Genomic DNA, 13236 nt, shown 5'->3' with positions numbered 1-13236 from the left:
AAACGGTTAATTATGACACAACCTGACCTGAATGGATATACAGTATTGGAATGCAAAACGCAGACGTCTGTGCAACAATGTCTGGCTGGGGTTGTTTACTGGAATCAACTTCGCAACGTAGTAAAAGCGCTATTGGAAATGCTACAATCCCGCGCTTACACTTATTCAGTAACGTTTTTCAGGAGACACGATCATGGCCAGCAGAGGCGTAAACAAGGTGATTCTCGTCGGTAATCTGGGCCAGGACCCGGAAGTACGCTATATGCCGAATGGTGGCGCAGTTGCCAACATTACGCTGGCTACTTCCGAATCCTGGCGTGATAAAGCGACCGGTGAAATGAAAGAGCAGACTGAATGGCACCGTGTTGTGCTGTTTGGCAAACTGGCGGAAGTGGCCAGCGAATATCTGCGTAAAGGTTCTCAGGTCTATATCGAAGGTCAGCTGCGTACCCGCAAATGGACCGATCAGTCCGGCGTAGAAAAGTACACCACAGAAGTTGTGGTTAACGTTGGCGGCACCATGCAAATGCTGGGTGGTCGTCAGGGTGGTGGTGCTCCGGCAGGTGGCGGTCAGCAGCAGGGCGGTTGGGGTCAACCTCAGCAGCCGCAGGGTGGCAACCAGTTCAGCGGCGGCGCGCAGTCTCGTCCGCAACAGTCAGCTCCGGCAGCGCCGTCTAACGAGCCGCCGATGGATTTCGACGACGATATTCCGTTCTAATCCTACTGCGTTACGCTGAAATAATGGCTACCTCAAGACTGGGGTAGCCATATGCAATTTTGTTATCAGTTCAACACCATCGGCCAATCTGGCGGTGTGTGGCTCATCACGTCAACCATTACGGTTTCAATGTTCTTCCAGATAGCGGACATATCCACCAAGGTTATGCCGAGCAATCCAGTCGCAAACCAGCAGGCAAAAACCAGCCCCAAACCGCTGCTAATGACGGCCAGGCCAATATAATCTGATTTACGAAAACGGATATTGAGCGTACTGGCTAAAAACATCAGCACCGCGCTGAGTAGTTGCCACCGCAGAAGAACCACGCCAGTTGTTATTGTCGCCATGAAAAACGTCCTCAGAAAGTCTGGATGCCCAGGACAGCGCGGGGGTGTTCACCGAGGGTGTGATACTCTGGCTATCGACGGGCAATAACATGAATGAAACATTGTTTCTGTTACATGATTTTTGTGAACTATATCACATCTGGTCGTTTGTTCACCAGTATTGGCCGTTATTTTTGTAGGCTTATAACCACTCCAGGTGTGTGGTTTTGTTTAATGAAGAGTTGATAATAAATAACCATGTTTTAAACATGCATTTAGTCTGCTTGTTATATTTATCCTAAATTAAACGTTAAAAAAATTAATGAATTTCTTAAATGCAGCCAGGATAATGCTCATAAAAAATTACTCCGTGGGGATAATAACGTTATGAAATAAGCATAACTTTAAGTTTGCCTTACGGAAAAATAATATCATCATCAACTATTATCAGACTTTTACATAGAGAAGTCTGTTGCTAATACTGATAGATTCATGCAACTTAATCAGTCGGTGTTTATAGCATCCTGCCTTGATGGGTTCTGGCATATACGAAACAGGGAAATAGGGCTGACATGAATCACAGTGCGCGACGCAAGATGCTGAAGTTCCTGGGAACATTCATGGTGGTATTGTTCCCCGTGGTGCTGGCGATATGGTTTGCGCACATCCGGGCGATGACCGAAACCCATAGCCAACTCCGCTCTTTTGCTCAACTGGTGTTAAATAAAACAGAATTGGTGATCCTACAAGCTGATTTGGCGCGTGATATGGCCCAGTTGTATCAGGGTAAGATGTGTACCCCGGCACATCAGAAAAGTATGCTAAATATTATTCGCGGTCGTTTATATATCAGTGAGCTAATTTATGCGCAGGGCGATCACTTTTTGTGCTCTACGTCGATGGCGCCGCCTGTTACTTATATTATGCCGACAGCCGATTATAAACGTACGCCGGATATCGCCATCTATTACTACCGCGATACCCCTTTTTTCGCTGGCTACAGAATGACGTACATGCAACGCGGGAACTACGTAGCAGTCATCAATCCATTGTCCTACAGCGAAGTCATGTCAGATGATCCGGATCTCTCCTGGGGCGTGTATGACACAGTAACAGATACGTTTTTCTCTGCTAGTGAAGCGGCAAATATTGCGCAATTCGCGCCGCTCATACGCGGTGAAGCATCGACCTTTCAACAAGACGATCGCTTCTACACCATCGTGCATTCAGAAAAACGTCCAATTGCGATTATTGTGTCGACCTCAGACAACCGCGTAAGTCAGATTTTCTATCACGAGGCGGCATTAACCATTCCCTTCGGGATTATCTGCAGCATCCTGATACTGCTAATGTGGTGGCGCACGCGCCAGGAATACTTATCTCCCCGGCGCTTATTAAAACGCGCGATCAAAAAACGTCAGCTTTGCCTGCATTACCAGCCGATTATTGATATCAAGAACGGTCAATGTGTTGGCGCTGAAGCTCTGCTGCGCTGGCCGGGCTGTAAAGGTGAGGTGATGAGCCCGACGGAGTTTATTCCGCTGGCTGAAAAAGAGGGAATGATTGAGCGGATCACGGATTATGTCGTTGAAGAGGTGTTCAACGATTTGGGGTATTTTCTTTCGGCGCATCCTCAGCTTTCTATATCGATTAACCTTTCCGCTTCTGACTTTCATTCATCCCGATTGATTGCTCTGATTAACGACAAAAATCGTGAGTACTCCGTGGCGGCCCAGCAAATTAAAGTCGAAGTGACCGAGCGTGGGTTTATAGATGTTCATAAAATGACCCCCGTAATCCAGGCGTTCCGCAAGGCGGGTTATGAAGTGGCATTTGATGATTTTGGCACGGGATATTCCAATCTGCATAATTTGTCAGCGCTGAATGTCGATATCCTGAAGATCGACAAATCGTTTATTAGCACGTTATCCACTAACAGCACCAGTCACTTGATTGCCGAACATATTATTGAGATGGCACAAAGCTTACACCTGAAGACGATTGCGGAAGGTGTGGAAACGAAGGAGCAAATCGAATGGCTGCTTGAACGCGGCGTACAGTATTGTCAGGGCTGGTATTTTGCGAAGGCGCTGCCGCCGCAGGAGTTCATGCACTGGATACAACGGTCGCCCGCCATACTGACGCAGAGCGGGCAATAATCTTACAGACGATGGCGGTAGTCGCTGGGAGTACGATCAAATTCGCGGCGAAACACACGCGAGAAGGTTTGTTGCGACACATAACCAAGATCCATCGCGATATCAAAAATAGGTCGCTCAGTTGTCCGCAGTTCAACGGCGGCCAGCAAAAGTCGACGCTGGCGGATGTAGTCACCCAAGGTCTGGCGCGTCACCGTGCGGAACATTCTTTGTAAATACCACTTCGAGTAACCTGATTTTTTCGCCACCGCCTCAATGTTCAGCGGTTGATCGATATGTTCATCAATCCATTCAATAAGGGTCTGAATAATCTGCTGATGGGACATAGGGCTGCCTCTTTCTCAGTATTCGATTCGTCGTTTTGTCTGTGGGCGAGTATAATTCCTCAAGTTAACTTGAGGTAAAGCGATTTATGGAAAAGAAATTACCCCGGATAAAAGCGCTGCTCACACCAGGTGAAGTCGCCAAACGTAGCGGCGTGGCGGTATCGACCCTGCATTTCTATGAAAGCAAAGGGTTAATCAGTAGCATGCGCAACAGCGGCAATCAGCGCCGATACAAACGTGATGTGTTGCGTTACGTCGCGATAATCAAGATTGCTCAACGCATCGGGATCCCGCTGGCCACGATCGGTGACGCGTTAGGGGTATTACCTGAGGGGCATTCGCTTAGTGCCAAAGAGTGGAAGCAGCTCTCTTCGCAATGGCGTGAAGAACTGGACCGACGCATCCATACTTTGGTGGCGCTACGCGATGAGCTGGATGGGTGTATTGGTTGCGGATGCTTGTCACGTAGCGATTGCCCGTTGCGTAACCCTGGCGATCAGCTTGGCGAGCAGGGGACCGGAGCGCGCCTGCTGGAAGATGATTAATTGGTTTAAAATATGTGACGGGTATGAAGGATATAAAACTAAAGCGCCACAGAGGGCGCTTTAGTTTGGTTCCGGTCTTTGTCTTTCACTCTATCCCGCTGGTTCACGGGAGGGTTTCCCCCGACATCAACACCCCTCAGTCGAGCACATTAGGGGAGGTTCCGGCCTGTGTTGATAATGTAAGTGTAAGCCACCTCCCTCCATTTGCCAGTGAAATGGTGATTTTTTAGCCAAAAAATTTTACGCATCTTCACCTGTTTTCTTGCGCGAGTTGCGCGAAATAAACACGCCGATGTTGTAATAACTCCGCGAAATTTGTTGCCAAATTGCGCATTGACGATAACGTTTGCGCATCGACTGGTTATTTCTTGCGCGTTATAAGAAGAAATGAGTAAAAAGCGGCAAAGTTCAGTTGAAAACCAGCGTATGATCGCTGGATAATCGTTTGCTTTTTTTTACCACCCGTTTTTTATGCGCGGAGCTAAACGTTTGCTTTTTTGCGACACCCCTATTGACGCAAACCTGGCACATGGAGAAAACGTTTAGCAGGCAGTGGATTGTCCAGCACGCATAATGACGAAAAAATAAACTCTCAGGGGATGTTTTCTATGTCTACGCCTTCAGCGCGTACCGGCGGTTCACTCGACGCCTGGTTTAAAATTTCGCTCCGCGGCAGTACCGTTCGTCAGGAAGTCGTTGCCGGATTAACGACCTTCCTGGCCATGGTCTACTCCGTTATCGTGGTTCCGGGGATGCTGGGTAAAGCCGGGTTCCCACCTGCTGCTGTATTTGTGGCGACCTGTCTGGTCGCGGGCGTCGGTTCTATTGTGATGGGCCTGTGGGCAAACCTGCCGCTGGCAATTGGTTGCGCCATTTCTCTGACCGCATTTACCGCATTCAGCCTGGTGCTGGGCCAACATATTAGCGTGCCCGTTGCGCTGGGTGCGGTGTTCCTGATGGGTGTCCTGTTTACCATCATTTCCGCGACCGGTATCCGTAGCTGGATCCTGCGCAATCTGCCGCAGGGCGTTGCGCATGGTACGGGGATTGGTATCGGCCTGTTCCTGCTGCTGATTGCGGCAAACGGTGTCGGTCTGGTAATTAAGAACCCGCTGGACGGCCTGCCGGTTGCGCTGGGTGACTTCGATACCTTCCCGGTCATTATGTCGTTGATTGGTCTGGCGGTGATTATTGGCCTCGAAAAACTGAAAGTACCGGGTGGCATTCTGCTGACCATTATCGGTATTTCCGTGGTTGGTCTGATTTTCGACCCGGCCGTGCATTTCTCCGGCATTTTTGCCATGCCGTCTCTGAGTGATGAAAACGGCAATTCGCTGATCGGCAGCCTGGATATCATGGGGGCACTGAACCCGATTGTCCTGCCGAGCGTGTTGGCGCTGGTCATGACCGCTGTCTTCGATGCAACCGGAACCATCCGCGCGGTAGCCGGACAGGCGAATCTGCTGGATAAAGACGGACAGATTATCGACGGTGGCAAGGCGCTGACCACTGACTCCCTGAGCAGTGTGTTCTCTGGTCTGGTGGGTGCAGCTCCGGCGGCGGTTTACATTGAATCCGCAGCGGGTACGGCGGCAGGCGGTAAAACTGGCCTGACAGCGATCACCGTTGGCGTACTGTTCCTGCTGATCCTGTTCCTCTCTCCGCTCTCTTATCTTGTACCTGTGTACGCAACGGCACCTGCGCTGATGTATGTGGGTCTGTTGATGCTGAGCAACGTCGCGAAAATCGATTTCGCTGACTTTGTCGACGCGATGACGGGACTGGTTACGGCCGTATTTATCGTGCTGACCTGTAACATCGTTACCGGCATCATGATTGGCTTTGCGACCCTGGTAATTGGCCGCATCGTTTCTGGTGAATGGCGCAAACTGAACATCGGCACCGTGGTGATCGCCATCGCGCTGGTGGCCTTCTACGCCGGCGGTTGGGCTATCTGATTCTGATTTCCTGACGATCCTAAAAACGGGTGGCTTTGGCCGCCCGTTTTCATTTTCAGAACACACTCGTTGTCTTTTGCGTTACTCTCAATTAGATAGAATTGAGGCACGACGCCTCTCATTAGCAATCATAAGAAACATCGCAAACAGGGAACGCATGGAAATCTTTTTCACCATACTCATCATGACCCTTGTGGTCTCGCTGTCGGGGGTATTTACTCGCGTATTGCCCTTCCAACTTCCTTTACCCCTTATGCAGATCGCCATCGGCGCCTTGCTGGCGTGGCCGACGTTTGGTTTGCATGTGGAATTCGATCCTGAGCTGTTCCTGGTTTTGTTCATCCCGCCGCTGCTCTTTGCCGATGGCTGGAAGACGCCAACGCGTGAGTTTCTCGAGCACGGGCGAGAGATTTTCGGCCTGGCGTTGGCGCTGGTGCTGGTCACGGTGGTCGGCATTGGATTTATGATTTACTGGCTGGTGCCGGGGATCCCTCTCATCCCAGCCTTTGCGCTGGCTGCTGTGCTATCGCCAACCGATGCCGTCGCACTTTCCGGCATTGTGGGAGAGGGACGTATACCGAAGAAAATCATGGGTATCCTGCAGGGCGAAGCGTTGATGAACGACGCCTCCGGTCTGGTCTCTCTGAAGTTTGCCGTCGCCGTGGCGATGGGGACAATGGTATTCACCGTTGGTGGCGCAACGCTTGAGTTCTTCAAAGTGGCGATTGGCGGCATCCTGGCTGGTTTTGTCGTCAGTTGGCTGTACGGCCGCTCCCTGCGCTTCCTCAGCCGCTGGGGCGGTGACGAGCCGGCAACGCAAATCGTCCTGCTGTTCCTGCTGCCGTTTGCGTCTTACCTGATTGCGGAACATATCGGCGTTTCCGGTATCCTCGCGGCGGTCGCTGCCGGGATGACGATCACCCGTTCCGGGGTGATGCGCCGCGCGCCACTGGCGATGCGTTTACGTGCTAACAGTACCTGGGCGATGCTGGAGTTTGTATTTAACGGCATGGTCTTCTTGCTGTTAGGGCTACAGTTACCGGGAATTCTGGAGTCTTCTTTGGCGGCGGCCGAGGCCGATCCGAATGTTGAAATCTGGATGCTGTTTACCGATGTCGTGCTGATTTACGTGGCGCTAATGCTGGTGCGTTTTGGCTGGCTGTGGACCATGAAAAAGTTCAGTCTGCGCTTCCTGAAGAAAAAACCGATGGAGTTTGGATCCTGGACGACGCGTGAAATCATGATCGCCTCTTTTGCCGGTGTACGCGGGGCAATTACTCTCGCTGGTGTGCTCTCCATTCCACTGTTGTTACCGGACGGTAGCGGCTTCCCGGCGCGATATGAGCTGATCTTCCTTGCCGCAGGCGTGATCCTGTTTTCGCTGTTTGTCGGCGTGGTGATGCTGCCGATTCTGCTACAACATCTGGAAGTGGCAGACCACTCGCAGCAGCAGAAAGAGGAACGTATTGCCCGCGCCGCCACGGCAGAAGTGGCGATTGTCGCGATCCAGAAAATGGAGGAGCGACTGGCCGCAGACACCGAAGAGAACATCGATAACCAGTTGCTCACCGAGGTGAGTTCACGCGTGATTGGTAACCTGCGCCGACGCGCCGACGGGCGCAACGATGTGGAAAGCTCGATGCAGGAAGAAAACCTCGAGCGACGTTTCCGCCTGGCAGCGCTGCGTTCAGAACGCGCGGAGCTTTATCACCTGCGCGCCACGCGTGAAATCAGCAATGAAACGCTGCAAAAACTACTGCACGACCTGGATTTGCTGGAAGCGCTGTTGATTGAGAATCAGTAAACGATAGCGCCTGATGCGCTACGCTTATCAGGCCTACAAGACCGGCAATAGCGATGTAGGCCGGATAAGGCGCTAGCCGCATCCGGCGAAGGGTGTGCCTGATGCGCTACGCTTATCAGGCCTACAAGACCGGCAACAGCGATGTAGGCCGGATAAGGCGCTAGCCGCATCCGGCGAAGGGTGTGCCTGATGCGCTACGCTTATCAGGCCTACAAGATCGGGAATAGTGATGTAGGCCGGATAGGGCGTCAGCCGCATCCGGCGAAGGGTGTGCCTGATGCGCTACGCTTATCAGGCCTACAAGACCGGCAATAGCTATGTAGGCCGGATAAGGCGCTAGCCGCATCCGGCGAAGGGTGTGCCTGATGCGCTACGCTTATCAGGCCTACAAGACCGGCAATAGTGATGTAGGCCGGATAAGGCGCTAGCCGCATCCGGCGAAAGGTGGGCCAAATGGCGCGCAACTGGCTGCAAGAAATTATTCATCGTGTAATTTGCGAGCGACATTCCTGAACGAATCCATCCCTCTTGTCGATTCCCTCTTTTCTCCATACGGTTGAGAAAAGGGGGAAACATGTCCAACTATCGACGAAATTACATCAATGGGGGAACCTGGTTTTTTACGGTAAATCTGCAGGACCGTCGAAGCCACCTTCTGACAGACAACATTCACGCGCTTCGGTGTGCAATCGCTGCGATCAAAAAGGTTAGGCCTTTTCGCATCAATGCGTGGGTCGTTTTACCCGAGCATATGCATTGTATATGGACGTTACCTGGCAATGATGCGGATTATTCCTCTCGCTGGCGAGAAATTAAGAAGCATTTCACCCACTCATTGTCTTCCCGACATATCTGGCAATCTCGCTTTTGGGAGCACACCATCCGTGATGAACATGATTATCGCCAGCATGTTGATTATATTTACATTAACCCTGTGAAGCACGGCTGGGTAAAACAGGTACAGGACTGGCCTTTTTCAACATTTCATCGTGATGTGAGGCACGGTTTGTACCCGCAAGATTGGGCAGGTGAAATCATGGATTTTAATGCGGGTGAACGTGCCTGATGCGCTATGCTTATCAGGCCTACAACACCGGCATACCGTTGTAGGCCGGATAAGGCGTTAGCCGCATCCGGCATTTTACGACGCTTGCGGTAGCCAAAACCCTTCACAGCATTTGAGCCACGCCTGGGCGCTGTGCGACAGATAAACGCCTTCGCGCCAAATCATGCCCAACTGCCAGCGTAAGTCGCTCTCCAGAGGGATCCAGCGCAACGTTTGCTTATCCAGCCGCTGGCAAATCGGCTCCGGTAAAATGGCAATCCCAACTCCGGCTTGTACCATTGCTGCCAGAAAATCCCACTGCCCGCTGCGCACCGCGATGCGGGGCTTGACGTTGTGTTGGCTAAACAGCTCAAGCAATTGGCGGCTCAACGCGAAATCTTCGTTGTAGATAAGCAGCGGATGTTCCGCCAGCGCCTCGGGGGGAATGGATTCGCACGTTGTCCACTGGCCGGAGCGAGGAACCAACACGCAGAGTGGATGGCTAAAAAGCGGTAAGGTTGCCAGACCGCTCTCTTCTTCAACCGGCAGCGCGGTCATCGCGACATCCAGGTCACCGTTCATTACCGCCTGCTGAACGGTTAAGCCGCCAAATTCAGAGACCTTCAGCTCAACGCCGGGATAGCGCTGGCGAAACAGGCCGATCGGCCCAGCCATTAACATCCCCACCATGGGCGGGATACCGAGGCGCAGCACGCCCTTGTTGAGGTGATTAATGTCACTGAGTTCCGCTTCAAGCTGGCGAAACTCGGCAAGGATCGCCAGGCCGCGTTCGAAAACGACCTGCCCGGTGTCGGTTAACAGCAGTCGCCGACCGTCACGGATTAACAGCGTGCAGTTAAGCTCGTCTTCAAGGTTCTTCAACATCTTGCTGATGGTGGGCTGGGTGACAAAAAGCTTCTCCGCTGCGCGGGTAAAGCTCTGCTGACGAACCACCTCAACAAAATAGCGCAGCGTTCTGATATCCATGATTATTCCTTAAGACTATGCCTGCAATGAGTTTAATTCATTTCAGTCCTGGACGGGGGCTCTCTATACTGGCGCTCTCTATTTTTTAAGGACATACCCTCATGGCTGTGGCGATAAGCCGCGTGACGCCTGCTGTTATTCATCGACTCCAGATCCCCGTTCAGGTTCTGTTGTACGCAGGTCTCTTTGTATTTGCTCAATATCTTGTCTCCTGGCTGCATCTGCCGCTTCCTGCCAACCTGGTCGGGATGGTGCTGATGCTGGCGTTAATTGTCTGCCGGGTTATCCCGCTGAACTGGATCCGCGCAGGTGCACGCTGGTTACTGGCTGAAATGCTGCTGTTTTTTGTTCCGGCGGTGGTCGCCGTTGTGAACTACACGCAGCTGTTGCTGGTTGATGGCTGGCGTATATTTGCCGTGATTGCGATCAGTACGCTGATGGTGCTTGGCGCAACGGCGTGGGTGGTGGATAAAGTGTATCGCTATGAAATGTGCAGGCTAAACCGTGAGTAATTTCCAGTTAAGCGTGTTGTGTCTGGTGATTACGCTGGGTATCTACTTTGCCAATAAGCGTCTGTATCGCCGTTTTCGTAAATTACCCCTGATGCCATTAGTTCTCACCCCAGCCCTGCTGGTGCTGATGCTGGTTTTTGGCCATATCTCCTGGCAAAACTATATTGGTGAATCGCACTGGTTGCTGTGGCTGTTAGGCCCGGCGACCATCGCGTTTGCCGTTCCGGTGTATGACAACCTTGCCGTGATTAAGCGTCACTGGATGTCGCTGACGGCGGGCGTGGTAACGGCAACGCTGGTGGCCGTCACCAGTTCCGTATGGCTGGCGCGCCTGTTTATGTTGCCTGATGAGATCCAACGCAGTCTGGCGGTGCGCTCCGTCACCACACCGTTTGCGCTGGCGGCGGCAGAACCGTTGGGCGGGCAGCCGGACCTGGTGGCATTGTTCGTGGTGGTGACCGGCGTATTTGGTATGGCGGTCGGCGATGTGCTGTTTTTACGGCTTTCTATTCGTGAAGGGATGGCGAAAGGTGCAGGATTTGGTGCAGCATCGCACGGTGCGGGCACGGCACGCTCTTATGAACTCGGTCAGCAGGAAGGGGTCGTTGCCAGCCTGGTGATGATGCTTTCCGGCGTGGTAATGGTGCTGGTGGCACCGCTGGTGGCGAGGCTGATGTTCTGAGAAAGGATGTAATCCTCCGGCCCGAAAGCCGGAGGAGAAGGGAAGTTAGTGCGCGCGACCTTGTTCTACGCCGTACCCGGTCTGGGAACGGATGAACTGAGCACGGAACTGCTCGCGTTCGCGGTTGCCTTCTTCTGAGTTGTCGGTGGCAGAGAAGAACCAGATCCCGAGGAATGCTACGCTGATGGAGAACAGCGCCGGATACTCATACGGGAAAATGGCTTTTTCGTGACCGAGGATCTGGACCCAAATCGTTGGACCAAGAATCATCAGCACCACTGCCGTCAGCAGGCCTAACCAGCCACCCAACATTGCGCCACGCGTGGTCAGTTTCGACCAGTACATAGAGAGCAGAATGATGGGGAAGTTACAGCTCGCCGCGATGGCGAACGCCAGGCCGACCATGAAGGCGATGTTCTGGTTTTCGAACAGCACGCCGAGCACGATGGCAATCACGCCCAGCACCAGCACGGTGATTTTCGAGACTCGCAGCTCTTCACGTTCGGTGGCGCCTTTGCGGAACACGTTGGCGTACAGGTCGTGAGACACTGCCGATGCGCCCGCCAGCGTCAGACCGGCAACCACCGCCAGAATGGTGGCAAACGCCACGGCTGAGATGAAGCCGAGGAACAGGTTACCGCCCACCGCATTCGCCAGGTGAACCGCCGCCATGTTGTTACCGCCGATAAGCGCGCCAGCAGCGTCTTTATACGCAGGGTTTGCACCAACCAGCATGATCGCGCCAAAGCCGATGATAAAGGTCAGGATGTAGAAATAACCCATAAAACCGGTGGCGTAGAACACACTCTTACGAGCTTCACGGGCATCGCTAACCGTGAAGAAGCGCATCAGGATGTGCGGCAAGCCTGCCGTACCAAACATCAGGCCGAGACCTAACGACAGTGCGGAGATTGGGTCTTTTACCAACCCGCCCGGGCTCATAATGGCTGAACCTTTCGGGTGTACCGCCATCGCTTCGGTGAACAGATTATTGAAGCTAAAGCCGACGTGTTTCATCACCATAAAGGCCATGAAGCTGGCACCGAACAGCAACAGTACGGCTTTGATGATCTGTACCCAGGTGGTCGCCAACATGCCGCCAAACAAAACGTACATCATCATCAGCACGCCAACCAGTACGACAGCGATGTGATAGTTCAGACCAAACAGCAGCTCAATCAGCTTACCTGCACCAACCATCTGGGCGATCAGATACAGCGCAACCACCACCAGGGAACCACAGGCGGACAGAATACGGATTGGCCCTTGCTTCAGACGATAAGACGCAACGTCTGCAAAGGTGTAACGACCCAGGTTACGCAAACGCTCAGCAATCAGGAACAGAATAATTGGCCAGCCGACCAGGAAGCCGAGTGAATAGATCAGCCCGTCATAACCGGAGGTAAAGACCAGCGCGGAAATCCCGAGGAAAGATGCCGCCGACATATAGTCGCCCGCAATCGCCAGCCCGTTCTGGAAACCGGTGATGTTACCGCCAGCGGTGTAGTAGTCATTACGCGAACGTACGCGCTTTGACGCCCAGTAGGTAATGCCGAGCGTAAAGATGACGAAAATCAGGAACATAATAATCGCCTGCCAGTTGGTTGGCTGGCGTTGGACTGCACCGCTAATAGCATCCGCCGCGTTTGCGGCGAAGGGCAGCGTGGCGGCAAGCGCCGTCAGGACTCTCTTCATGATGCTTTAACCTCGTGCAAAACCGCATTGTTCAGGCGATCGAATTCACCGTTTGCCCGCCAGATGTAGATCCCGGTCAGGATGAAAGAGATAAGGATCACACCGACCCCAATCGGAATACCGCGGGTGACGCTGGTTCCCGCGTGTAGCGGAGTACCCAGCCAGCCCGGCGCAAAGGCAATCAATAAAATAAAGCTGATATAAACTGCCAGCATGATGATGGACAGAATGGTGGCAAACCGTTGCCGTTTTTCTACTAACTCCCTGAAACGCGCACTGTCTTCTATCCGCTGATAAATTTGGTCATTCATCACAGAGCTCTCCAGAGGTCCCCCTGCGTCTTTCGTGCTACAAGTTCGTTGGCCGCACTTGCCCACCCCAGTCACATAGTGAACTATGCTCTTGGGGATGTGCTTGCTTGCCGCCTTCCTGTAACACGAAATCCTTTGGGGGAGGTTTTTTATATTTCCCTCCCGGTG

Annotated in this window: 13 protein-coding genes; 8 read left to right on the top strand and 5 right to left on the bottom strand. The window is 52.7% G+C overall.

Translation table 11 applies throughout. The features are described 5' to 3' along the window. Nucleotides 1-193: 193 nt before the first annotated feature. The gene (gene ssb1, locus OGY08_RS03765) at nt 194-718 is read left to right on the top strand and encodes a single-stranded DNA-binding protein SSB1 (RefSeq protein WP_003826621.1); all 525 of its coding nucleotides are present in this window, start codon (nt 194-196) and stop codon (nt 716-718) included. Nucleotides 719-783: 65 nt separating this feature from the next. On the opposite strand, the gene OGY08_RS03760 is transcribed toward ssb1, so the two are convergent. Next, the gene (locus OGY08_RS03760; protein WP_003826625.1) at nt 784-1065 is read right to left on the bottom strand and encodes a YjcB family protein; all 282 of its coding nucleotides are present in this window, start codon (nt 1063-1065) and stop codon (nt 784-786) included. A 551-nt stretch (nt 1066-1616) separates the two neighbouring features. Between OGY08_RS03760 and pdeC the strand changes: the two genes are divergently transcribed. Next, on the top strand, nt 1617-3203 hold the full coding sequence (gene pdeC, locus OGY08_RS03755; protein ID WP_048236344.1) for a cyclic di-3',5'-guanosine monophosphate phosphodiesterase PdeC: 1587 nt from the start codon (nt 1617-1619) through the stop codon (nt 3201-3203). 2 nt (nt 3204-3205) lie between these two features. On the opposite strand, the gene soxS is transcribed toward pdeC, so the two are convergent. Further along, on the bottom strand, nt 3206-3529 hold the full coding sequence (gene soxS, locus OGY08_RS03750; RefSeq protein ID WP_003031731.1) for a superoxide response transcriptional regulator SoxS: 324 nt from the start codon (nt 3527-3529) through the stop codon (nt 3206-3208). An 86-nt stretch (nt 3530-3615) separates the two neighbouring features. Here soxS and soxR point away from each other — a divergent pair, with 86 nt between their 5' ends. From soxR to OGY08_RS03730, 4 genes are all read left to right on the top strand, one after another. After that, nucleotides 3616-4074: a redox-sensitive transcriptional activator SoxR gene (soxR, locus tag OGY08_RS03745; protein WP_003826630.1), complete on the top strand. Its 459-nt coding sequence runs from the start codon at nt 3616-3618 to the stop codon at nt 4072-4074. A 608-nt stretch (nt 4075-4682) separates the two neighbouring features. Then, nucleotides 4683-6032 (top strand): guanine/hypoxanthine transporter GhxP, encoded by a 1350-nt coding sequence (ghxP, locus tag OGY08_RS03740; protein ID WP_125363337.1) that lies wholly within the window; start codon nt 4683-4685, stop codon nt 6030-6032. Nucleotides 6033-6189: 157 nt separating this feature from the next. Then, entirely contained in the window at nt 6190-7836 is a 1647-nt protein-coding gene (locus OGY08_RS03735) for a Na+/H+ antiporter (RefSeq protein ID WP_003826634.1), read from the top strand. Between the two features lie 574 nt (nt 7837-8410). Further along, complete coding sequence (locus OGY08_RS03730; RefSeq protein ID WP_125363336.1) at nt 8411-8902, top strand: REP-associated tyrosine transposase; 492 nt, start codon at nt 8411-8413, stop codon at nt 8900-8902. A gap of 75 nt (nt 8903-8977) precedes the next feature. On the opposite strand, the gene OGY08_RS03725 is transcribed toward OGY08_RS03730, so the two are convergent. Further along, nucleotides 8978-9868 (bottom strand): LysR family transcriptional regulator, encoded by an 891-nt coding sequence (locus OGY08_RS03725; protein WP_003826636.1) that lies wholly within the window; start codon nt 9866-9868, stop codon nt 8978-8980. 101 nt (nt 9869-9969) lie between these two features. Here OGY08_RS03725 and OGY08_RS03720 point away from each other — a divergent pair, with 101 nt between their 5' ends. Further along, on the top strand, nt 9970-10380 hold the full coding sequence (locus tag OGY08_RS03720; protein ID WP_125363335.1) for a CidA/LrgA family protein: 411 nt from the start codon (nt 9970-9972) through the stop codon (nt 10378-10380). After that, nucleotides 10373-11062: an LrgB family protein gene (locus OGY08_RS03715; RefSeq protein WP_003031745.1), complete on the top strand. Its 690-nt coding sequence runs from the start codon at nt 10373-10375 to the stop codon at nt 11060-11062. The genes OGY08_RS03720 and OGY08_RS03715 overlap by 8 nt, the downstream gene beginning before the upstream one ends. A 45-nt stretch (nt 11063-11107) precedes the next feature. Here the strand turns inward: OGY08_RS03715 and actP are convergent, their stop codons facing one another. Both actP and OGY08_RS03705 read right to left on the bottom strand, forming a co-directional pair. After that, nucleotides 11108-12757, bottom strand: a complete 1650-nt coding sequence (gene actP, locus OGY08_RS03710; protein WP_008786931.1) for a cation/acetate symporter ActP — start codon at nt 12755-12757, stop codon at nt 11108-11110. Next, nucleotides 12754-13068, bottom strand: coding sequence for a DUF485 domain-containing protein (locus OGY08_RS03705; RefSeq protein ID WP_003031750.1), 315 nt, complete (start codon nt 13066-13068; stop codon nt 12754-12756). Before OGY08_RS03705 ends, actP begins: the two co-directional genes overlap by 4 nt. Nucleotides 13069-13236 lie beyond the last annotated feature (168 nt).

It is taken from the genome of Citrobacter sp. Cpo069 (genome assembly GCF_030332785.1).
In the GTDB taxonomy this organism is placed as follows: Bacteria; Pseudomonadota; Gammaproteobacteria; order Enterobacterales; family Enterobacteriaceae; genus Citrobacter; species Citrobacter portucalensis.
This window is presented reverse-complemented; position numbering and strand designations above follow the sequence as displayed.